The sequence below is a fragment of the Agrococcus sp. Ld7 genome (genome assembly GCF_045064095.1).
Lineage (GTDB): Bacteria > Actinomycetota > Actinomycetes > Actinomycetales > Microbacteriaceae > Agrococcus.
On record NZ_JBISGY010000027.1, the window covers coordinates 166,192 to 187,630 of the forward strand.

The window sequence follows — 21,439 nt, forward strand, 5'->3', positions numbered from 1 at the left end:
GTCATGCGCCGGGTTCCGCGGCGGCGTCCGATGCAGCCCGGTCCTCGGTCGCGGCGGCTTCGCCGATCGCGAGGTGCTCGCGGGCGAACTCCACTGTCTCCACCAGCAGCCGCAGCCGGTCGCGCTCGGAGCGCGCCTGGCGCGTCTTGATCTCGGCGATCACCTGCCCGGTCCACTGCTGCCTCGCAAGCATCTGCAGCACCTCGGCGACAGGCTCGTTGCCGTGGCCGGGCAGCAGGTGCTCGTCGAAGACGCGCCCCTCCTCGCCGGCCACACCGTCGGTGAGGTGCAGGTGACGCAGCCGGTCGCCCAGGTCGAGGGCGAGCTGCATCGAGTCGCGCTTCGCGAGCGCGCAGTGCGAGAAGTCGAGGGTCGCGTGGTCGACATCCATCTCGCTCGGATCGATGCCCGGCAGGTACGCCTGCCGGTCGATGCCGCCTGCGGCCCACGGGAACATGTTCTCGACTGCCACCTCGACGCCGTGCTTGTGCTCGGTCGCGCGCACCGCATCCGTGAACGTGCGGGAGTACTTGCCCTGCCAGCGGAAGGGCGGATGCACGACCACGGTGGGCGCGCCAACCGACACCGCCAGCTCGGCAGAGCGATCGAGCTTCACGAACGGGTCTCGGCCCCAGACGAAGCTGGTGAGCAGCACGACGGGAGCGTGGATCGCGGTGATCGGCTGCTCGTAGCGATCAGCGAACTCCAGGAGCTTCTCTGCGTTGCGCGTCTTGGAGTCGGTCGTGACCATGACCTCGACGCCGTCGTACCCGGCCTCGCGCGACAGGCGGAAGCCATCTTCGACGCCTTTGGGGAAGACGGAGATCGTGCTGAGGCCGACCGGGATCATGCCTCCGACGGTAGACCCTCCGACTGGGCGCCGCGCACGTGCGCCCGGTCGATCGCAATGGCGGGCGAAATCTGACATCACCCCCGGCGTAGGATCGAAGCATGCCAGAGATCGACATCAAACCGCGTTCGCGCGCGGTCACCGACGGGGTTGAGGCCACCACCAGCCGTGGCATGCTGCGCGCAGTCGGCATGGGCGACGCCGACTGGGAGAAGCCCCAGATCGGCATCGCGAGCTCGTGGAACGAGATCACGCCGTGCAACCTCTCGCTCGATCGGCTTGCCCGATCGTCGAAGGAGGGCGTGCACGCCGGTGGCGGCTACCCGCTGCAGTTCGGCACCGTCTCCGTCTCCGACGGCATCTCGATGGGCCATGAGGGCATGCACTTCTCGCTCGTCTCGCGCGAGGTCATCGCCGACAGCGTCGAGACGGTCGTGATGGCCGAGCGCCTCGACGGCACCGTGCTGCTCGCGGGCTGCGACAAGTCGCTGCCGGGCATGCTCATGGCCGCGGCGCGCCTCGACCTCGCGAGCGTGTTCGTCTACGCGGGCTCCATCGCGCCCGGCTTCGCGAAGCTCGAGGACGGCACGATCCCGCAGTCGATGACGATCATCGACTCGTTCGAGGCGGTCGGTGCCTACAAGGCGGGCAAGATCTCGGCAGAGGATCTGCACCGCATCGAGTGCGGCTTCGCACCAGGCGAGGGCGCGTGCGGCGGCATGTACACGGCGAACACGATGGCCTGCGTTGCCGAGGCGCTCGGCATGAGCCTGCCCGGCTCGTCGACGCCGCTGTCGGCCGACCGTCGCCGCGACTACTACGCGCGCCAGTCGGGCGCCGCCGTCGTCGAGCTGCTGCGGAAGGGCATCACCGCTCGCGACATCCTCACCAAGGAGGCGTTCGAGAACGCCATCACGGTCGCGATGGTGCTCGGCGGCTCCACCAACTCGGTGCTCCACCTGCTCGCGATCGCGCACGAGGCGGAGGTCGAGCTGACGCTCGACGACTTCCGCCGCGTCGGTGCCCGCGCGCCGCACCTGGCCGACGTCAAGCCCTTCGGCGCCTACGTCGCGCAGGACTTCGACCGCGTCGGCGGCATGCCCGTCGTCATGAAGGCGCTGCTCGACGCCGGCCTGCTGCACGGCGACGTGCTCACCGTCACCGGTCGCACGCTGGCCGAGAACCTCGCCGCGCTCGACCCGCAGCCGATCGACGGCACCGTGGTGCGCGAGCTCTCGAACCCGATCCACGCCACCGGCGGCCTCACCATCCTGCAGGGCACGTTCGCGCCCGAGGGGGCGGTCGTCAAGACGGCCGGCTTCGACGCGGAGGTGTTCGAGGGTCCGGCGCGCGTGTTCGACCGCGAGCGCGCCGCGATGGATGCGCTCACGAACGGCGAGGTGCAGGCGGGCGACGTCGTCGTCATCCGCTACGAGGGCCCGAAGGGTGGCCCCGGCATGCGCGAGATGCTGGCGATCACCGCCGCCATCAAGGGCGCGGGCCTCGGCAAGGATGTACTACTGTTGACCGACGGCAGATTCTCGGGCGGCACAACCGGCCTGTGCATCGGCCATATCGCCCCTGAGGCGGTCGACTCCGGTCCGATCGCCTTCGTGCGCGACGGAGACCGCATCAAGGTCGACATCGCCGCTCGCTCGCTTGACCTGATCGTCGACGAGGCAGAGCTCGCCTCCCGGCGTGAGGGCTGGGAGCCGCTGCCCCCGCGCTACACGCGCGGCGTCCTCGCCAAATACGCCAAGCTCGTGCAGTCCGCCGCCACCGGCGCGGTCACCGGCTGACGCACGCAGGCTGATCGAGCTCAGGAGAGTCATGACCATCACACCCCGGCCCGCGCCCCCGCGCAACGCCGAAGCGCCGACCCTGACCGGTTCCGGCGCCGTCCTCAAGTCGCTCGAGATGCTCGGCGTGACCGATGTGTTCGGCATCCCCGGCGGCGCGATCATCCCCTTCTACGACGAGCTGATGCAGCAGAGCGCGATCCGACACATCCTGGTGCGTCACGAGCAGGGTGCCGGCCACGCCGCAGAGGGCTACGCCTCGGCGTCCGGCCGCGTCGGCGTCTGCCTCGCCACCAGTGGCCCCGGCGCGACGAACCTCGTCACCGCGATCGCCGACGCCTACATGGACTCGGTGCCCATGGTCGCCATCACCGGTCAGGTCTTCAGCCACCTGATCGGCACGGATGCGTTCCAGGAGGCCGACATCACGGGCATCGTGATGCCGATCACCAAGCACACCTTCCAGGTCACCGATGCTGCTGACGTGCCAGCGGCGGTGAAGGCCGCCTTCCACATCGCCTCCACCGGCCGCCCAGGCCCGGTGCTCGTCGACATCACCAAGGACGCGCAGCAGGGCACGGCACGCTTCGTGTGGCCCGACAAGCTCGACCTGCCCGGCTACCGCCCGGTGACGAAGGCGCACGGCAAGCAGATCACCGCGGCCGCGCGTATGCTCTCCGAGTCCGAGCGACCGCTGCTGTACGTCGGAGGCGGCGTCATCCGCTCGAAGGCATCGAAGGAGCTCGTCGACTTCGCCGAGGCCACCGGCGCCCCGGTCACCACGACGCTCATGGCCCGCGGCGCCTTCCCCGATTCGCACCCGCAGCACCTCGGCATGCCCGGCATGCACGGCGCCGTGCCCGCGGTGCTCGCGTTCCAGGAGAGCGACCTGGTCATCGCGCTCGGCGCGCGCTTCGACGACCGCGTCACCGGCAAGGTGAACGAGTTCGCGCCCGGCGCGAAGATCATCCACGTCGACATCGACCCCGCCGAGATCTCGAAGATCCGCGCGGCCGACGTGCCGATCGTGGGCGACGTGCGGGAGGTGCTCGCCGATCTGCTCATGGCCTTCGAGGAGCTCGCGACCGAGCGGCGCCCGGACCTCACCGACTGGTGGGAGCGGCTGCACGGCCTGCTGGAGCGCTTCCCGCTCGGCTTCACCGAGCCGAGCGACGGCAGGCTCTCGCCGCAGTACGTCATCCAGCGCATCGGCGAGCTCACGGGCCCGGAGGCTGTCTACGCAGCCGGCGTCGGACAGCACCAGATGTGGGCGGCGCAGTTCATCAAGTACGAGCGCCCCAACTCCTGGCTCAACTCCGGCGGACTGGGCACCATGGGCTACTCGGTGCCGGCGGCGATGGGCGCGAAGGTCGCGGAGCCCGATCGCGTCGTCTGGTCGATCGACGGCGACGGATGCTTCCAGATGACCAACCAGGAGCTCGCGACCTGCACGCTCAACGACATCCCCATCAAGGTCGCGATCATCAACAACTCGTCGCTCGGCATGGTGCGGCAGTGGCAGAGCCTCTTCTACGAGGGCCGCCACTCGTTCACCGACCTCGAGACCGGTCACGACGCGAAGATGATCCCCGACTTCGTGAAGCTCGGCGACGCCTACGGCTGCCTCTCGATCCGAGTCACGACAGCCGAGGAGGTCGATCCGGCCATCACGCTCGCGCTCGAGACGAACGACCGCCCGGTGGTGATCGACTTCGTCGTGTCGAAGGATGCGATGGTGTGGCCGATGGTGCCGCAGGGCGTCTCGAACTCGTTCGTGCAGTACGCCAAGGATCACAGCCCCGTGTGGGAGGAGGAGTGATGAGCACCCACGTCCTGTCGCTCCTGGTGGAGGACAAGCCGGGTCTGCTGACTCGCGTCGCCGGGCTGTTCGCCCGTCGCGGCTTCAACATCGACTCGCTCGCGGTCGGCCGCACCGAGGTGCCGGGCCTGAGCCGCATCACGGTCGTCGTCGACGTCGATCAGCTGCCGCTCGAGCAGGTCACGAAGCAGCTCAACAAGCTCGTGAACGTCGTGAAGATCGTCGAGCTCGAGCCCGGCCAGTCGGTGCAGCGCGAGCACCTGCTGATCAAGGTGAAAGTCGACAACTCGACGCGCTCGCAGATCCTCGAGGCGGCGACGCTCTTCCGCGCCCGCGTCGTCGACGTCACCACCGACGCGCTCGTGATCGAGGTCACGGGCGACTCGCCCAAGTGCCAGGCGCTGCTGCGACTGCTGGAGCCGTACGGCATCAAGGAGATCGCGCAGTCGGGCCTGCTGGCCATCGGTCGCGGCGGCAAGTCCATCAGCGAGCGCGTGCTGAAGGTCGATCGCGGCTGACGCGACGCGGCCGGCCGCGGGCGCACCGCGCACGGCGACAGCACGCCGCACCGCAGCACGACGCAGCACCGCAGCACCAAGCAGCACCGCAGCAAGAACTCTCGAACGAACAGAAGGAGACACCATGACTGAGGTCATCTACGACGACGGTGCCGACCTCGGCATCATCCAGGGCAAGAAGGTCGCCATCATCGGCTACGGCTCGCAGGGCCACGCGCACGCGCAGAACCTTCGCGACTCGGGTGTCGAGGTGCGCGTCGGCCTGCAGCCGGAGTCGAAGAGCCGCCAGAAGGCGACGGAGGCCGGCTTCGAGGTGGGCACGCCCGCAGAGGTCGCCGAGTGGGCGGATGTCGTCGTGCTGCTCGCGCCCGACCAGCACCAGCGCCACATCTACAACGACGAGGTCGCGCAGCACATGACCGAGGGCAAGACCCTCGTCTTCAGCCACGGCTTCAACGTGCGCTTCGGCTACATCGACGCGCCCGAGGGCATCGACGTCGTGCTCGTCGCGCCCAAGGGCCCCGGTCACACGGTGCGCCGCGAGTTCGAGGCCGGCCGCGGCGTGCCCGTCATCGTCGCGGTCGAGACGGATGCCTCCGGCTCGGCCTGGGAGACGGCATGGTCGTACTCGAAGGCGATCGGCGGCCTGCGCGCCGGCGGCATCAAGACCACCTTCACCGAGGAGACCGAGACCGACCTGTTCGGTGAGCAGGCTGTGCTCTGCGGCGGTGTCTCGCAGCTCGTGCAGTACGGCTTCGAGACCCTCACCGAGGCCGGCTACCAGCCGGAGATCGCCTACTTCGAGGTGCTCCACGAGCTGAAGCTCATCGTCGACCTCATGTGGGAGGGCGGCATCGCCAAGCAGCGCTGGTCGGTCAGCGACACGGCCGAGTACGGCGACTACGTCTCCGGCCCGCGCGTGGTCGACCCGAGCGTCAAGGAGAACATGCAGGCGGTGCTGAAGGACATCCAGTCCGGTGCCTTCGCCGAGCGCTTCATCGGCGACCAGGATGCGGGCGGCCCGGAGTTCAAGGAGCTGCGCGCGAAGGCCGAGGGTCACCCGATCGAGGCGACCGGCAAGAAGCTGCGCGGCCTGTTCGCCTGGGAGCAGCCCGACTCGGACTACGTCGACGGCAGCGCCCAGCGCTGACCAAGCGCCGGTCGGGGAGCGCGTGCCGCAGGCACTTGCACCCCAACGCCGGTCGAGGAGCGCGGGCGAAGCACGCGCGTCTCGAGACCCGGAGGGCCGGGATCTCACGATCCCGGCCCTCCGGCGTTCCCGCTTATGGTCCGCGCATCCCCGGCCCACGCTCCGGCAGCCGTACGGAACGGTCGCCTCGTGGGCTGGCGCGCGACCGTTCGGTACCGGTGCTCAAGCGAGCCACCGCGCGCGACGCGAGAGCGGTACGGAACGGTCGCCTGCTGGGCGTGCTGGCGACCGATTCGTACCGGTAGGGAGGCCGCGCGGGGCAAGGCAGGGCTGGGAGCCGCGCGGCCCGCGTGGCAAGGTGAGCGTGTGGAGAGCGTGGGCGAGGAGCGCAAGGTCAGCGAGGGCTACCTGCGCTGGGCGCGCGTCGAAGCAGAGGAGCGCTCGCCGCGCTACGCCGAGTGGGCGCGCGGTGTGGCCGGCGACGAGGCGCTCTGCAGCGCGATCGCCGAGCTCGACCCGAGCAAGCGCCAGCCCAACCTGCTCTTCGCCGCCGCTCGTTTCGAGGGCGTGCCGCTGCTGCCGTGGGCGGATGTGCGGGAGATGATCGCCCGCAGCTGGAGTCGCATCCGCGCGACCATGCTCGCGCGCATGACGCAGACGAACGAGTCACGGCGCATGGCCACGCTGCTGCCGGCCATCGCGCACCTGCGCGGACCCATCTCGCTCGTCGAGGTGGGCGCATCCGCGGGCCTGTGCCTCTACCCGGATCGGTGGCGCTACCGCTTCGGTGCCGGCAAATACATCGGCGATGCGAGCCTGCCGCTGCTCGAGACGGTCGCGTCGCCGTCGACGCCGCTGCCCGAGCATCCGCCCACCGTCGCGTGGCGGGGCGGCCTCGACCTGCAGCCCCTCGACCCCGACGAGCCGGAGACGAAGACCTGGCTCGAGGCGCTCGTGTGGCCGGATGCGAACGGCAACGTCGACGGGGCCCGCGTCGACCGGCTGCGCACCGCGCTCGCGATTGCGCGGCGCGAGCGCGCGCACGTGCGGCGGGGCGATCTGCGTGTCGACACCCGCGCGCTCGTGGAGGAGGCTGCCACGCACGCGTCGACGGTGGTCGTATGGCACTCCGCGGTGCTCGCGTACGTCTCCGCCTACGACCGGGCCTCGTTCGCCGACCTGATGGGGGAGCTGCCCGTGACCTGGGTCGCGAATGAGGGCGCGACGCTCGAGATCGGCCCTCCCGCCCCATGGGCGATGGCCGGCGACTTCGTGCTGCGGCGCGACGCACAGCCGATCGCGATCACCGACCCGCACGGCGCCGCGATCACCTGGGTCGACGACCTCCCTGGCTGAGGCGGTCGAGCGGCGAGGCGCGGGGCGACGACCGGCCGCCCGTCGAGCGGCGACGCATCGGCGACGACGAGTGGCGGTCAGTCCAGCGGCGCCGCAGGGGATGGCGTGGCAGTCAGTCCAGCGGCACGGCGTGGGGGATGCCGTGCACGCGCACGGGCATGCGGGTGCCCCGCTCGATCCCCATGGCCGCCGGCATGCGCATGAGCACGGTACCGGGCACTCCCGCGGCCTCGGCGAGGACGAGGCGGTCATGGCCCGAGTACTCGACATCGCGCACCTCAATCACGACGCCGGCCGCGAAGGGCTTGAGCTGCTCCGGACGCACGACCAGCAGCGCGCGCTCGTCGTCGATCGCACCGGGTGGGATCGGCGTCTGCCCCAGCGGCGTCGCCCACACGTCGCCGTCGCGCTCCGCAGGCACGAGCGTCGACTCGCCGAGGAACCGGGCGAGCCATGCCGAGCGGGGCCTGGCGAAGAGCTCCTCGGCGGTGCCGTGCTGCTCGATGCGGCCGTCGCGCAGCACCGAGACCCGGTCGGCGAACGCGAACGCCTCCTCCTGATCGTGGGTGACGAGCAGGGCGGTCGCGCCGGCCTCGCGCAGGATGCGGCCGATCTCGCGGCGCAGGCCCACCCGCAGGCTGGCGTCGAGCGCCGAGAACGGCTCATCGAGCAGCACGATGCCGGGCTTGGCGGCGAGTGCACGGGCGAGAGCCACCCGCTGCGCCTGACCGCCGGAGAGCGCCGACGACGGGCGATCGGCGAAGCCGTTCAGCTCGACGAGCTCGAGCAGCTCCTGCACGCGCGCGCCGCGCGGATCGCGCGCGCCGCGCGGCAGCCCGAAGGCGATGTTCTGGCCCGCCGTGAGGTGGGGGAAGAGCGACGCGTCCTGCGGCACCCAGCCGACGCCGCGCCGCTCGGGCGGCACGGTGCGCGCTGCGCTCGAGACCGTGCGGTCGCCGATCTCGATCTCGCCCTCGCGCAACGGCAGCAGCCCGGCGATCGCGAGCAGCAGTGTCGACTTGCCGGACCCGGACGCGCCGAGCACTGCGTCGACGCCGCCGGTGGGCACGTGCAGCGAGACGCCGTGCACGACGTCGGCGCCACCCGGATGCCCGGTGCTCGCTGCCGACACCCGCAGCTCAGTCATGGTCCACTCCGCTCGGCAATGGCTCCGACGTGCTCGCGGTCGATCGTGGACGCCAGCACCAGCATGGCAGGCACCGCGGCGCACGCGACGAGCGCGAGGGCGAAGGGCGCGGCCGCTGCGTACTGCGAGATGTCTGTGCGCGCCCAGAGCGCTGTTGCGAGCGTGTCGACGCCCGTCGGGCGCAGCAGCAGGGTTGCCGGCAGCTCCTTCAGCGCTGCCACCGCGGCCAGCAGCGCGGCGATGGCGATACCGGGCGAGGCGATGCGCGCCGTCGTGGTCAGCAGTGCGCCCGCGCGGCGGCGCCCCAGCCCGCGTGCCAGCTGCTCGAAGCGCTCCGGCACCCGCTCGAGCGCAGCGCGCACGCCACCGACCGCTCGAGGCGTCGCGAGCAGCGCGGTCGCAGCGACCAGCAGGCCGAACGACTGATAGGCCCACGGCACCAGCGAGAGCGAGAGGAACACGAGCGAGAGCCCGACGACGATGCCCGGCAGCGCATGGGCGATCGTCGCGGCACCCTCGAGGGATCGGCTGAGCGGCGAGGGAAAGCGCGTCGCGAGCAGAGCGACGGGCGTCGCGAGCGCGATCGCGAGGAGCCCCGCGGCGAGTGCGAGGCCGAGTGAGGTGCCGGCGGCGTCGAGCAACGCGATCCAATCCAGCGCAGCCACGGCGTCCGCAGTCAGCACGCGCCCGATGAGCACCCCGACGGGCACGACGATGGCGGCGATCGGCGTCGCGAGCACAGCGGTGATCGCGACGGGCGCCCACCGGCCCGCGCCCCAGCGCAGCGGTGCTCCGGATCGCAGCCGGGCCGCGGGCACTGCCCGGCGGACCCGCTGCTCGAGCAGCACGAGCGCGATCGCGGCGACGACGAGCACGAGTCCGAGCAGCGCGGCGTACGAGCGGTCGAATCCCGCCCCCATCGCGCGCGCGATGCCCGTGGACAGCGTCTCGACCCGCATGAGCGAGACGACGCCGAAGTCGGCGAGCGCGTAGAGCCCCGCGAGCAGCGCACCCGCCGTGGCGGCCGGCCGCACGATCGGCCACGTCACCTGGGCCATCGCGGCGAGCGGGCCCCGCCCGAGCGAGCGAGCCGCGATCTCGAGGCCTGCCGGCGCCTGGCGGAGCGCGGCGTAGACGGGCAGCGTGACGTAGGGCGTTGAGACGATCGTCAGCTGCAGCCACGCGGCCCAGAAGCCGTTCATAGAGGGTGCGGCGCCGAGCCAGCCGAACGCGGCGACGTAGGACGGCATCGCGAGCGGCAGAGCGGCCGCGGTCAGCAGCAGCCGGGAGGCGGGCAGCCGAAGCCTGGCGAGCAGCGTCGCCTGCAGCGTGCCGAGCAGCCCGACCGAGAGCATCACCGTGAGTGCCAGACCGAGGCTCGTCAGCAGCAGCTGCCCGGTGCGCGGGCGCAGCACGAGCGGCAGCGCCGCCGCGGGGTCACCGCCCAGCGCGCGCGCCACGAGGTACACCACCGGCGCGGCGAGCAGCGCGACCGAGATGAGTCCGAAGAGCGCGAGGATGCGCGCGCCGCGCGGCAGGGCACGGCGGCGCGCGCTCCTCGGCGCGGTGATCACCTCAGAGCAGGCCGTGCTCTGCCAGGAGCGCCTGCGTCTCGGCCAGCGAGGCGAGATCGGCAAGGTCGAAGCCATCGACGGCGAGCGACTCGATGGCGGGCAGCGCATCGGCGGGCTCGACGCCGTCGATCAGCGGGTACTCGTGCGTCTCGGTGACGAAGTACTCCTGCGCGCTGGGGGAGAGCAGGTACTCGATGAACGCCAGCGCGTCCTCGTCGCCAGCAGCTCCCGTGAGCAGCCCTGCACCGGTGACGTTGACGATGCCGCCGGGGTCGCCCGGCAGGAACTGCAGCTGTGCGCGCATCTGCTCGGCGCCGAGCTCCTGCGCGTCCTCGAACCAGTAGTAGTGGTTGATGAGGCCGAAGTCGGCCTCACCCGACTGCACCAGGTCCAGCGTCTGACCGTTCGATTCGGTCAGGATCGGGTCGTTCGCGGCGACGGCCGCGACCCATGCATCCGCCGCGTCCTCGCCCTCCAGCACGCGCATCGCCGTGACGAAGGACTGGAAGGATGCGTTGCCGGGCGCGAACGCAACGCGACCGCTGTACGAGGGGTCGGTGAGCTCGGCGATCGCCGTCGGCACCTCGTCCTCGGCGACATCCTCGCTGTCGTAGGCGATGACGCGTGCGCGCCCCGTCACGCCGACCCAGCTGCCGTCGGTGGACGTGAACTCTGCCGGAACCGAGCCCGTGAGCTCGTCGGGCAGCGTGGTCAGCATGCCCGCCTCGGAGAGCGCGCCGAGCGAGCCGGCGTCCTGCGACCAGAAGACGTCTGCCGGGGTGCGGTCCTGCTCCTCGAGCAGCAGCGCCTCGAGCTCGGTGGACGACGCGTAGCGAACCTCGGCGTCGATGCCGGTCTCCTCCTCGAATGCCTCGACGAGGGGCGCGACGAGATCCTCGCTGCGCCCGGCGTAGAGCGTGAAGGCGCCGTCGGCGCTCGACGTGGGCTCGGTGGTGTCAGCCGGTTCGGGCGAGGCGGCGCCGCAGCCGGTCAGTGCCAGCGCGGTGGCGACGACGACTGCGGGCAGCGCTGCGCGCCGAGTGGTGCGGATGAACGCGTACGGCAAGGGGTCTCCTCCGGAATGCGGGCGGTCGACGATCCAGACGTCGTCTTCCGTAGGTAAGGGTATCCTCACCCACGTCGTGCGCTCGACCGCGGCGGGCTCCTCGCTCGGTAGGCTTGCCACGATGAGCGCTGACGATGAGGCCCTCCGCTGGGAGGGCGATGAGCTCGATGCCCCCGCTGAGGAGTCGGCGACGGCCGAGGCATCCGACCTCAACGATCCGGCCGGGCGGATCTCGCGATCGCACCGACAGCTGGGCGCACTCGGATGGCTGATGCTGGCACTCGCCGCCGCTGCGACGGCCGGCTGGGGGATGATCGTGATCGCGAACCCCGTGCAGCAGCCGAGCCTGCTGGGGCTGGCCATGTACCAGCTCGGCGAGCTGCTCGCCGTGATCACGCCGCTGCTGTGGTGGTTCACCGTCGCTCGAGTCGCCCCGCTGCACCGACGCGCGGCGTGGTGGTTCGTGGGTCTGCTCGTCACGGCGCCCTGGCCGCTCGTGGCGGGAGTGCTCGCGTGAGCGCGGCACCCGCCCGCGAGGCACGCGCGGAGCGCCCGGGCGATGCCTGGATCATCGCGCTGCTGTTCGCGCTCGCCTTCGCCTACGACACGGTGGAGGCCGTCGCCAATCTGCAGCAGCTGCCGCTGCTCTATCTCGGGAGCGGCATCGAGGCATCCGTGCCGTGGTGGCTGCTGATCGCGGGTGTCGCGATGCCGGCATCGCTCTTCCTCGCTGCGCTGTGGATCGGGCGGCGGATGCGGCTGGTGCCGCGGGCGGGCGTGCTGCTGGTCGCGCTCGGCGTGAGCGCCCAGCTGGCGCTGTTCGCCGAGCAGCTGGCACGGCAGATCGCGGTCAGCGCCCTGGGCGGGTAGCGCAGGGCGGGTAGCGCAGGGCGGGTAGCGCAGGGCGCGAGCGGCGGCTGCGGCCTCAGATCACCGCGAGCAGCAGCAGCGCGCCGAGCACGATCTGCCCGATCAGCCGCGGCACGAGCGGCATCGCGACTGCACCGAATCGCTTCGGGTCCTTCGCCGCCTCCGCGTTCGCGGGGAACACGGCGATCAGCAGTGCGATGAGTGCCAGGCCGGCTGCGAAGCGCACGCCCCACCAGGGCGCGAGCAGCCCGAGGCCACCCAGGATCTCGGCGACGCCGGAGATCGTCACGAGCGGCACCGCCCAGGCGCGGTCGCGGCCGGCCATCGACGCAGGGATCATCGCCGCCATCGTGCGGCGCACGCGGGGCAGAAAGTGGGTGACGCCCATGCCGATGAAGACGACGGCGAGGATGATGCGCAGCACCAACTGCGCGATTGCGAAGGGATCCATCGCTATGAGTATCCCGCACGCGCGTCCGGTCATCCCGCACGCTCGTCCCGCCGCGCTCCGTCGACCCGTTCCGCCGTCCCGGAGCCGGTGCACCGGGTCGAGATGGGTGGAAGGGGTCCGCGGCGGTGCGGTGCTGCGCCTGGCGCCGCACACGGCGGTCGCTAGGCTTGGTTCCTGGCACGACGAGGTGCTGCCTGCCAACCCACGCCGAGGAGTCCAGCATGCCCAAGCCCGTCGTCCTGATCGCCGAGGAGCTCTCGGCCGCAACCGTCGATGCCCTCGGCCCCGACTTCGATGTGCGCACCGTCGATGGCACCGACCGACCGGCGCTCTTCGCGGCGCTCGCCGATGCATCCGCCGTGCTCGTGCGCAGCGCCACGCAGATCGACGCGGAGGCGCTCGCGCACGCGCCGCAGCTGAAGATCGTCGCCCGCGCGGGCGTCGGCCTTGACAACGTGGAGATCCCTGCGGCCACCAAGGCCGGCGTCATGGTCGTCAACGCGCCCACCTCGAACATCGTCTCCGCAGCCGAGCTCGCGATCGCCCACCTGCTGGGGCTCGCCCGGCACATCCCGGCCGCCGATGCGTCGCTCAAGCGCGGCGAATGGAAGCGGTCGGCGTACACGGGCGTCGAGCTGTACGAGAAGACGGTCGGCATCGTCGGCCTCGGCCGGATCGGCGTGCTGGTCGCGGAGCGGCTGGCGGCCTTCGGCACCAAGCTGATCGCCTACGACCCCTTCGTGAGCCCCGCCCGCGCCGCGCAGCTCGGCGTCGAGCTGCGAGAGCTCTCCGAGCTGATGGCCGAGAGCGACTTCATCACCATCCACATCCCGCGCACGCCAGAGACCGTCGGGTTGATCGGCGCCGAGCAGTTCGCGCTCGCGAAGCCGACGCTGCGCATCGTCAACGCCTCGCGCGGCGGCATCATCGACGAGGCCGCGCTCGCCGAGGCGCTGCACGCCGGCACGATCGCCGGCGCCGGCATCGACGTCTTCGTCTCGGAGCCGCCGAAGGACGATGCGCTCACCAGCGCGCCGAACATCCAGGTCACACCGCACCTGGGCGCCTCGACCGACGAGGCGCAGGAGAAGGCCGGCGTCGCCGTCGCCCGCTCGGTGCGGCTCGCGCTCGCGGGCGACCTGGTGCCGGATGCCGTGAACGTCGCGGGCGGCATCATCGACGAGTACGTGCGCCCCGGCATTCCGCTGGCGGAACGGCTGGGCCAGTTCGCGGCCGGCCTCGCGGGTGGCCCGGTCGAGGCGGTGGATGTCGCGGTGCACGGCGAGCTCGCCGCGTTCGACGTCAAGGTGCTGCGCCTGGCTGCGCTGAAGGGCTTCTTCTCGTCGATAGTCAGCGAGCAGGTGACGTTCGTCAACGCGCCCGTGCTGGCGGAGTCGCGCGGCGTGACGAGCACGCTGACCGCCGACGAGCGCAGCGATGAGTACCGCAACGTCGTCGAGGTCGTGCTGGCCACGAGCGACGGCCGCCGGGTGAGCGTCGAGGGCACGCTGACCGGACCGAAGCAGATCGAGAAGATCGTGGGCGTCAACGGCCAGTCGGTGGAGGTGCCGCTCGCGGAGCACTTCGTGGTGATGGAGTACACCGACCGCCCGGGCATCGTCGCGACCTACGGTGCGGCGTTCGGCGAGGCCGGCATCAACATCGCCGGCATGCAGATCGCCCGCACGGAGGCCGGGGGAGACGCGCTCTCGATCGTCACGATCGATCAGGCGGCGCCGGATGCGCTCATCGAGCGGCTCGGCGAGAGCATCGAGGCGACCGCGATCCGCCAGATCGACATCCGCCCGATCTAGTCAACCGCAGCGCGACCGGCCGCGGGTGCGCGCGTGGCGCTCAGCCCTCGAGCAGCCGCTCCAGCCGCGCGACCACCCGGTCGACCGAGTCGGGCGGCAGCGAGGCGGTGCCGCCGAACGCCGACCGCAGGTAGATGCCGTCGCTCAGCCGCACGACCAGCAGCGCCAGGTCGCGATCGCCGAGGCTCGCCGTGAGCGCCGCGAGGTAGTGCTCGTCGAGCCGTGTGAGGGCGTCGCGCGCCGCCTGATGCTCGTCGTGCTGCCCGAGCTTCAGCAATGCGATCAGCGTGCGGTCGATCGGATGCTCGGCCGCCACCGATTCATGCAGGAACACGCTCACGGCGTCGGCCATGGGCGCCAGCCGCTCCTCCTCGGCCCGCCCGAACACCTCCAGCCGGTCGGCGAGACCCTCGACGAGCGCTGCCTTCGAGCCGAAGTGGTAGAGCAGGCCCCCTTTCGACACGCCGGCGGCGTCTGCAGTCGCCGCGATGGTGCCCGCGCGCTCGCCCAGTTCCAGCACCAGCTGCTCGAACGCGTCCAGGATGCGGTCTCGGGTCTCCTCCGCCTTGCTCATGCCACGAGTCTACCTCGACAACAAACCGTCCAGACGGTACAGTGATTCGGTGATGAGCCCGACCCAGCCCCCCGCAGCCACCGTGACACCGGCCCCGACGCGCGCCGGCGCGCGAGCGTGGGCGGCGCTCGCCGTGCTGATGCTGCCGGTGCTGCTCGTCTCCATCGACATCACGGCACTGAACTTCGCGCTGCCCGAGATCGCTGTCGCTCTGCAGCCGACCTCTGCGCAGCAGCTGTGGATCGTGGACGCCTATTCGCTCGTGCTGGCAACGCTGCTGGTGGCGATGGGCAACCTCGGCGACCGCATCGGCCGGCGTCGCATCCTGCTGATCGGCGCGTCGGGCTTCGCCGTCTTCTCGGTGCTCGCCGCCTTCGCGCCCACCGCCGAGCTGCTCATCGCCGCTCGTGCCGCGATCGGCTTCTTCGGCGCCACGCTCATGCCCGCGACCCTTGCACTGCTGCGCACGATCTTCCTCGACCGCCAGCAGCGTCGCCTCGCGGTCGCGATCTGGGCCACCGCGTTCTCGGTCGGCTCTGCGGCCGGCCCGATCGTCGGCGGCGCGCTGCTCGCGCACTTCCACTGGGGCGCGATCTTCCTGATCGCGGTGCCGGTGCTGCTGCCGCTGCTCGTGTTCGCCCCGCTGCTGGTCGACGAGTCGCGCGACCCCGCGCCGGGCCCGATCGACGCGATCGGCATCGCGCTGTCGATGCTCGCGCTCGGTGGGCTCGCGGCCGGCATCAAGGAGATCGCAGTGGCCGGGCTCGACCCGCTCGGCATCGGCCTCGTGCTGCTCGCGGTGCTGGCCGGGTGGGTGTTCGTGCGACGGATGCGGCGGGTCGCGCAGCCGATGCTCGACGTGGGGCTGTTCCGGCTGCCGCAGTTCAGCGGCGCACTGCTCGTCAACCTGCTGAGCGTCGTCGCGCTCACCGGCTTCCTCTTCTTCGTCACGCAGCACCTGCAGCTCGTGGAGTCGATGCCCGTGCTCGATGCTGCGCTCGTGCTCGTGCCTGGCGTCGTCGCCATGATCCTCGCGGGGCTGCTGGTGGTGCGCGTCGTGCGCCGCGTCGACCCGGGCGTGGTCGTGGTCGTCGCGCTCGCCTCCTCCATGGCCGCGTACGGGATGCTCGCGGTGCTCGGCGAGGATGTCACGATCGTCGGCATCGCGATCGCCTTCGCGCTGCTCGGCGTCGGCATCGGCGCGGCGGAGACGATCTCGAACGACCTCATCCTCACGGCCGTGCCGCCGGCCAAGGCGGGTGCGGCATCCGCGCTGTCCGAGACCGCGTACGAGTTCGGTGCGGTGCTCGGCACGACGCTGCTGGGTGGGCTGCTCACCGCGGTCTACCGGGCGACGCTCGTCGTACCCGTGGGCACGGACGCGGCGATGGCCGCGGCCGCCCGCGAGACGCTCGGCGGCGCGGTCGCCGCGACCGAGGGCGCGGGGCCCACGGGGGAGCGGCTGCTGGAGGCGGCGCGCATCGCGTTCGACCACGGCGTGATCGCCACGAGCGTGTCGGGCGCCGTGCTCATGCTCGCCGCGATGGCTGTCGCGTGGTGGACGCTGCGCGGCTCCGACGACTGAGTCCTGTCGCGCGTGGGTGGGTTCGATTAGCGTCTCCCGCATGGAGACCACGACTGCGCGCATCATCCTCGTCCCCGGCTTCTGGTTGGGGGCCTGGGCCTGGGGCGACGTGGCGGAGCGGCTGCGAGCGCTCGGCCACGACGTGACCGCACTGACGCTCCCGGGGCTCGAGTCGGACTCGAGCGCGCCGGGGGATGTGTCGCTCGAAGACCACGCCGCGGCGATCGAGGCGGCGATCGGTGAGGGCCCGGTGGTGCTGGTCGCCCACAGCGGAGCCGCCTTCCCCGCCACGGTTGCGATCGACCGGAACGTCGAGCGCGTCCTCCACTCGGTCTGGGTCGACACCGCACCGGTAGTCGACGGCGCGGCGATGGATGCGTCCTTCGACGGAGACGCGCTGCTGATCGAGACGAACTGGGACGACGAGTTCGAGCAGGGCTCGATGCGCGATCTGAGCGATGCGCAGCTCGACGAGTTCCGCCGACGCGCAGTCCCGCAGCCGGCCGGCACCGTGCGCGATGCCGCGCGACTGACCGATCCGCGCCGCCTCCTCGTGCCCGCGACCATCGTCTGCACGGCGTTCTCGGCCGCCGAGTACCGGTCGTACGCGGAGGAGGGCATGCCATTCCTCGCGGGCGTCCTCGAGCACCGGGCCCTCACGATGCTCGACCTGCCGACCGGCCACTGGCCGATGTGGTCGAAGCCAGAGGATCTGGCCGCGATCATCGACACGGTGGCACGCGCCGCCTGAGCGCGACGGCCACGGTCGCGGCCGAGCCGATGCGAGGTCGCCGGTGCACGCAACGGGGGCGCCGCCGAAGCGACGCCCCCGTGAGCCGGCTGTTGCCGGTTGTTCCGTGTCAGAGCACGTCGTCGCGACGCTCGGTGCGCTCGACGCGGGTGCCCGTCTCAGGGTCGACGCTCGCGCGCGACACCTGCGAGGTGCGGCCCGCCCGTGCGTTCATGATGATGCCGATGAGGGTCACGAGTGCGCCCGCACCCAGCAGGATGTAGCCGATCAGCGCCCAGTTGGCGCCCTCGACCTGCCAGAGTCCCGGCACCGCCCACGCGACGATCGCGCCAGCGGCCATGAGGAAGATGCCGAAGCCGATGCTCAAGGTGCTCTCCATTCGTCGGGACGGCCGGGGAGCCGTCGCTGCAGGCAATTTAACGCAGACCCGCCTGGACACCGCGTGGGAATCGCACGCGACTAGGCTTGCACCGCGGTGTGCGCGGGTGCAGGGCCGCCAGTCGACGGGCGCGAAGCGCCACAAGGAGGAAGCGTGGAGCAGCTGCGGCTCGCGGTCATCGCAGGGGACGGGATCGGGCCGGAGGTGACGCTCGAGGCCAGGCGCGCCATGCGTGCCGCGCTCGATGGCGTCGACCTGGTCGAGAGCGAGTACGACCTGGGCGCGGCCCACTTCCTCGAGACCGGCGAGATCCTCGACGACGCGACGCTCGCCGCGCTCGCGCAGCACGACGCGATCCTGCTCGGCGCCGTCGGCGGCGATCCCGCAGATCCACGGCTCGCTGGCGGCATCATCGAGCGCGGGCTGCTGCTGCGCCTCCGATTCGCCTTCGACCATCACGTGAACCTGCGCCCCACTCGGCTCCACCCGAAGGTGGAGAGCCCGCTGCGCAATCCGGGCGACATCGACTTCGTCGTCGTGCGCGAGGGCACCGAGGGGCCGTACGTCGGCAACGGCGGTTCGCTGCGGACCGGCACGGAGCACGAGATCGCCAACGAGACGAGCGTCAACACCGCGTTCGGCGTCGAGCGCGTCGTGCGCTTCGCCTTCGAGCTCGCCGAGCAGCGTCGCCGCAAGCTCACCCTCGTGCACAAGAAGAACGTGCTCGTGCACGCCGGTGGGCTGTGGCAGCGCGTCGTCGACGCGGTCGCAGCCGAGCACCCGGATGTCACCGTCGACTACCTGCACGTCGACGCGGCGACCATCTTCCTGGTCGACGATCCGAGCCGCTTCGACGTGATCGTCACCGACAACCTGTTCGGCGACATCCTCACCGACCTCGCGGGTGCCGTCGGCGGCGGCATCGGCCTGGCGGCATCCGGCAACCTCAACCCCTCCGGTGCCTTCCCGAGCATGTTCGAGCCCGTGCACGGCTCCGCGCCCGACATCGCCGGGCGCGGCATCGCCGACCCGACCGCCGCGATCCTCTCCGCAGCCCTGCTGCTCGAGCACTCCGGGCACCCGGAAGCCGGCGCGCGCGTCCGCACCGCTGTCGACGCGGACATCGACGCGCGCGACGCGACCCGCCGCACCACCAGCGAGATCGGCGCCGCTATCGTCGACCGCATCACCGCCTCGAAGGAGCACGCATGACTCTCGACTTCACGCTGACGCGCAACGAGCAGCCCGCAGCGGACGATGTCCGCGAGGGCGTGCTGGCCGAGCCCGGCTTCGGGCGGCACTTCACCGACCACATGGTCTCGATCGACTGGACGCTCGAGGGCGGCTGGGCGAACGCGCGCGTCGAGCCCTACGGCCCGCTGCAGATGGATCCGGCCTCGGCGGTGCTGCACTACGGCCAGGAGATCTTCGAGGGCATGAAGGCCTACCGGCGCGCCGACGGCTCGGTGTGGACCTTCCGACCCGATCAGAACGCGCAGCGCATGCAGCGTTCGGCGGATCGCCTGGCGCTGCCGCAGCTGCCGGAGGAGGACTTCGTCGAGGCCGTGCGCCAGCTCGTGGAGATCGACGAGGCATGGGTGCCCGGCGGCGGCGAGAACTCGCTCTATCTGCGCCCGTTCATGATCGCGAACGAGGTCTTCCTCGGCGTGCGCGCAGCGCAGACGGTGCGCTTCATGGTGATCGCCAGCCCGGCGGGCCCCTACTTCGCGGGCGGCGTCAAGCCCGTCTCCATCTGGCTCTCGCGGGAGTACAACCGCGCGGGCCGCGGCGGCACGGGCGCGGCCAAGTGCGGCGGCAACTACGCCGCGAGCCTGCTGCCGACCCAGCAGGCACTCGCGAACGGCTGCGCACAGGTGCTGTTCCTCAACGAGGCAGGCACCGATCTCGAGGAGCTCGGCGGCATGAACGTCGTGCTCGTCAAGGCCGACGGCACACTCGTCACGCCCGAGTCGGAGTCGATCCTCGACGGGGTCACGCGCAACTCACTGCTGCAGCTCGCAGAGGACGCCGGCCACCGCGTCGAGCGACGCCCGGTCACGCTCGCCGAGTGGCGAGACGGCGTCGCCGACGGCTCCATCACCGAGGCGTTCGCCTGCGGCACCGCTGCTGTGCTGACGCCCATCGCCGCGCTGAAGAGCCCGGACGAGACGATCGGCGACGAGCATGCTCCCGCGGGGCCCGTGGCCGTCGCGCTGCGGAAGCAGCTCACCGACATCCAGTACGGCCGCGCCGCAGACGAGCACGGCTGGATGCTGCAGCTCACGGCAGCCCGCTGATGCGCGTCATCCGCTTCTCGCACGGCGACCGCATCGGATACGGCGTGCTCGACGACGACGCCCTGGTCGAGCTCGTCGGGGATCCGATCATCAACGGGTTCGACACTACGGGCCAACGCCTCGCCCTGAGCGAGGTGCGGCTGCTCGCGCCGGTGATCCCGCGCTCGAAGATCGTCGGGGTGGGTCGCAACTACGCGAAGCATGCCGCAGAGCTGGGCAACGACGTGCCGACGGAGCCGCTGGTGTTCCTGAAGCCCAATACCTCCGTCATCGGCCCCGGCGATGCGATCGTGCTGCCGCCCGAATCGCAGGATGTGCACTTCGAGGGTGAGGTCGCGCTCGTCATCGGGCGGGTTGCTCGCCGGCTCACGCCGAGCAACGCGCTGGGGGCGGTCTTCGGCGTGACGATCGCCAATGACGTCACGGCGCGCGACCTGCAGCAGCGCGAGCCGCAGTGGGCCAGGGCCAAGGGCTTCGACACCTTCTGCCCCATCGGCCCGGCGATCGAGACCGAGCCCGACTGGGATGCGCTGCGCATCCTGACGAGGATCGATGGCGACGTGCGGCAGGACGGCAACTCGACCGATTGGATCTTCGATGTGCCGACGGTGCTGAGCTGGATCACCGCGTCGATGACGCTGCTGCCGGGCGACGTGGTGCTCATGGGCACGCCCGAGGGGGTCGGCCCGTTGGCGGCCGGCCAGACGGTCGAGGTCGAGATCCCCGGCATCGGCACGCTGCGCAACCCCGTGGTCGCTCAGCAGATCGTCTGAGTAGCATCGCGAGCACACGCGGCACCCGCCGCTGAGACTCGAGGAGGAGCCATGTCGGAGATCCAGCAGCTGATCGGTCGGATACCCGTGCAGCAGGTCGCGCAGCAGGCGGGTGTCGACGAGTCGGATGCACGCCGGGCGATCGAAGCCATTGTGCCCGCGCTCGTCGGTGGCATGCAGGCGAACGCGCACGACCCGTCGGGGGCGCAGTCGCTCGCTGGGGCGCTCGGCCAGCACCAGGGTCGTCTGGACGAGCGGCTCGCCGGCAACGTCGATCCCGCGGATGGTCAGAAGATCGTGCACAACGTCTTCGGTGACAACACCGACCGGATCGCGCAGGCGGCCGGCGGCGGATCGGCGCTCAGCGGCATCATCCAGAAGATCCTGCCGATCGTGGCGCCGATGGTGATCGCCTGGATCGCGAACAGGTTCTTCGGCCAGGGCGGCGCCCCAGCGCCGCAGCAGGACCAGGCGCCGCAGCAGGATTCCGGATTCGGCCTCGACGACCTGTTGGGCGGCATCCTCGGCGGCGGCAGCGGCTCGAAGCAGGGCGGTGGCCTCGGCGACCTGCTCGGCGGCTTGCTCGGCGGCGGAGGCCGCTGACGACCCGACCAGCGACAGCCTGCGGCGTCCTGCCGGAGGCTGTCTGCATATGCAGACAGCCTC

At 71.2% G+C, this 21,439-nt stretch carries 21 protein-coding genes; 14 read left to right on the plus strand and 7 right to left on the minus strand.

Annotated features, from left to right (window positions below):
• Window position 1: 1 nt before the first annotated feature.
• Window positions 2-850, minus strand: coding sequence for a sugar phosphate isomerase/epimerase family protein (locus ACJJVL_RS06960; protein ID WP_405217713.1), 849 nt, complete (start codon window positions 848-850; stop codon window positions 2-4).
• 101 nt (window positions 851-951) lie between these two features.
• On the opposite strand from ACJJVL_RS06960, the gene ilvD reads away from it, so the two are divergent.
• From ilvD to ACJJVL_RS06985, 5 genes are all read left to right on the plus strand, one after another.
• Entirely contained in the window at window positions 952-2,649 is a 1,698-nt protein-coding gene (ilvD, locus tag ACJJVL_RS06965) for a dihydroxy-acid dehydratase (protein ID WP_405217714.1), read from the plus strand.
• Window positions 2,650-2,680: 31 nt separating this feature from the next.
• Window positions 2,681-4,468 carry an acetolactate synthase large subunit gene (locus tag ACJJVL_RS06970; protein WP_405217715.1) on the plus strand — a complete coding sequence of 596 codons (1,788 nt, stop codon included), beginning with the start codon at window positions 2,681-2,683 and terminating at the stop codon, window positions 4,466-4,468.
• On the plus strand, window positions 4,468-4,986 hold the full coding sequence (gene ilvN, locus ACJJVL_RS06975) for an acetolactate synthase small subunit (protein ID WP_405217716.1): 519 nt from the start codon (window positions 4,468-4,470) through the stop codon (window positions 4,984-4,986). Before ACJJVL_RS06970 ends, ilvN begins: the two co-directional genes overlap by 1 nt.
• 124 nt (window positions 4,987-5,110) lie before the next feature.
• Entirely contained in the window at window positions 5,111-6,136 is a 1,026-nt protein-coding gene (gene ilvC / locus ACJJVL_RS06980) for a ketol-acid reductoisomerase (RefSeq protein ID WP_405217718.1), read from the plus strand.
• Window positions 6,137-6,502: 366 nt separating this feature from the next.
• Window positions 6,503-7,492, plus strand: coding sequence for a DUF2332 domain-containing protein (locus ACJJVL_RS06985; RefSeq protein WP_405217720.1), 990 nt, complete (start codon window positions 6,503-6,505; stop codon window positions 7,490-7,492).
• 112 nt (window positions 7,493-7,604) lie between these two features.
• Here the strand turns inward: ACJJVL_RS06985 and ACJJVL_RS06990 are convergent, their stop codons facing one another.
• The 3 genes from ACJJVL_RS06990 to ACJJVL_RS07000 are packed head-to-tail and all read right to left on the minus strand — an operon-like array spanning window position 7,605 to window position 11,279.
• Window positions 7,605-8,639, minus strand: a complete 1,035-nt coding sequence (locus ACJJVL_RS06990) for an ABC transporter ATP-binding protein (protein ID WP_405217722.1) — start codon at window positions 8,637-8,639, stop codon at window positions 7,605-7,607.
• Window positions 8,636-10,213 carry an ABC transporter permease gene (locus ACJJVL_RS06995; RefSeq protein WP_405217724.1) on the minus strand — a complete coding sequence of 526 codons (1,578 nt, stop codon included), beginning with the start codon at window positions 10,211-10,213 and terminating at the stop codon, window positions 8,636-8,638. Before ACJJVL_RS06995 ends, ACJJVL_RS06990 begins: the two co-directional genes overlap by 4 nt.
• A 1-nt stretch (window position 10,214) precedes the next feature.
• Window positions 10,215-11,279 (minus strand): extracellular solute-binding protein, encoded by a 1,065-nt coding sequence (locus tag ACJJVL_RS07000; protein WP_405217725.1) that lies wholly within the window; start codon window positions 11,277-11,279, stop codon window positions 10,215-10,217.
• A 121-nt stretch (window positions 11,280-11,400) separates the two neighbouring features.
• Here ACJJVL_RS07000 and ACJJVL_RS07005 point away from each other — a divergent pair, with 121 nt between their 5' ends.
• Window positions 11,401-11,796, plus strand: coding sequence for a hypothetical protein (locus ACJJVL_RS07005; protein ID WP_405217726.1), 396 nt, complete (start codon window positions 11,401-11,403; stop codon window positions 11,794-11,796).
• Entirely contained in the window at window positions 11,793-12,149 is a 357-nt protein-coding gene (locus ACJJVL_RS07010) for a hypothetical protein (RefSeq protein ID WP_405217727.1), read from the plus strand. Before ACJJVL_RS07005 ends, ACJJVL_RS07010 begins: the two co-directional genes overlap by 4 nt.
• Window positions 12,150-12,204: 55 nt before the next feature.
• Here ACJJVL_RS07010 and ACJJVL_RS07015 read toward each other — a convergent pair whose 3' ends face one another.
• Complete coding sequence (locus ACJJVL_RS07015) at window positions 12,205-12,600, minus strand: DoxX family membrane protein (protein WP_405217729.1); 396 nt, start codon at window positions 12,598-12,600, stop codon at window positions 12,205-12,207.
• A gap of 221 nt (window positions 12,601-12,821) precedes the next feature.
• Here ACJJVL_RS07015 and serA point away from each other — a divergent pair, with 221 nt between their 5' ends.
• Window positions 12,822-14,414, plus strand: a complete 1,593-nt coding sequence (gene serA / locus ACJJVL_RS07020; protein ID WP_405217731.1) for a phosphoglycerate dehydrogenase — start codon at window positions 12,822-12,824, stop codon at window positions 14,412-14,414.
• Window positions 14,415-14,454: 40 nt separating this feature from the next.
• On the opposite strand, the gene ACJJVL_RS07025 is transcribed toward serA, so the two are convergent.
• The gene (locus ACJJVL_RS07025; RefSeq protein WP_405217732.1) at window positions 14,455-14,988 is read right to left on the minus strand and encodes a TetR/AcrR family transcriptional regulator; all 534 of its coding nucleotides are present in this window, start codon (window positions 14,986-14,988) and stop codon (window positions 14,455-14,457) included.
• Window positions 14,989-15,040: 52 nt separating this feature from the next.
• Between ACJJVL_RS07025 and ACJJVL_RS07030 the strand changes: the two genes are divergently transcribed.
• Both ACJJVL_RS07030 and ACJJVL_RS07035 read left to right on the plus strand, forming a co-directional pair.
• Window positions 15,041-16,573, plus strand: a complete 1,533-nt coding sequence (locus ACJJVL_RS07030; RefSeq protein WP_405217734.1) for an MFS transporter — start codon at window positions 15,041-15,043, stop codon at window positions 16,571-16,573.
• A 40-nt stretch (window positions 16,574-16,613) separates the two neighbouring features.
• Window positions 16,614-17,324 (plus strand): esterase/lipase family protein, encoded by a 711-nt coding sequence (locus ACJJVL_RS07035; protein WP_405217736.1) that lies wholly within the window; start codon window positions 16,614-16,616, stop codon window positions 17,322-17,324.
• A 109-nt stretch (window positions 17,325-17,433) separates the two neighbouring features.
• On the opposite strand, the gene ACJJVL_RS07040 is transcribed toward ACJJVL_RS07035, so the two are convergent.
• Window positions 17,434-17,691: a DUF6458 family protein gene (locus ACJJVL_RS07040; protein ID WP_405217737.1), complete on the minus strand. Its 258-nt coding sequence runs from the start codon at window positions 17,689-17,691 to the stop codon at window positions 17,434-17,436.
• Window positions 17,692-17,856: 165 nt separating this feature from the next.
• Between ACJJVL_RS07040 and ACJJVL_RS07045 the strand changes: the two genes are divergently transcribed.
• Genes ACJJVL_RS07045 through ACJJVL_RS07060 form a run of 4 tightly spaced genes read left to right on the plus strand, consistent with a single transcriptional unit; the run spans window position 17,857 to window position 21,376 of the window.
• On the plus strand, window positions 17,857-18,915 hold the full coding sequence (locus ACJJVL_RS07045; RefSeq protein WP_405217739.1) for a 3-isopropylmalate dehydrogenase: 1,059 nt from the start codon (window positions 17,857-17,859) through the stop codon (window positions 18,913-18,915).
• Complete coding sequence (locus ACJJVL_RS07050) at window positions 18,912-20,000, plus strand: branched-chain amino acid aminotransferase (RefSeq protein WP_405217741.1); 1,089 nt, start codon at window positions 18,912-18,914, stop codon at window positions 19,998-20,000. The genes ACJJVL_RS07045 and ACJJVL_RS07050 overlap by 4 nt, the downstream gene beginning before the upstream one ends.
• Entirely contained in the window at window positions 20,000-20,773 is a 774-nt protein-coding gene (locus ACJJVL_RS07055; protein WP_405217743.1) for a fumarylacetoacetate hydrolase family protein, read from the plus strand. Before ACJJVL_RS07050 ends, ACJJVL_RS07055 begins: the two co-directional genes overlap by 1 nt.
• Before the next feature lie 51 nt (window positions 20,774-20,824).
• The gene (locus ACJJVL_RS07060) at window positions 20,825-21,376 is read left to right on the plus strand and encodes a DUF937 domain-containing protein (protein ID WP_405217744.1); all 552 of its coding nucleotides are present in this window, start codon (window positions 20,825-20,827) and stop codon (window positions 21,374-21,376) included.
• Window positions 21,377-21,439 lie beyond the last annotated feature (63 nt).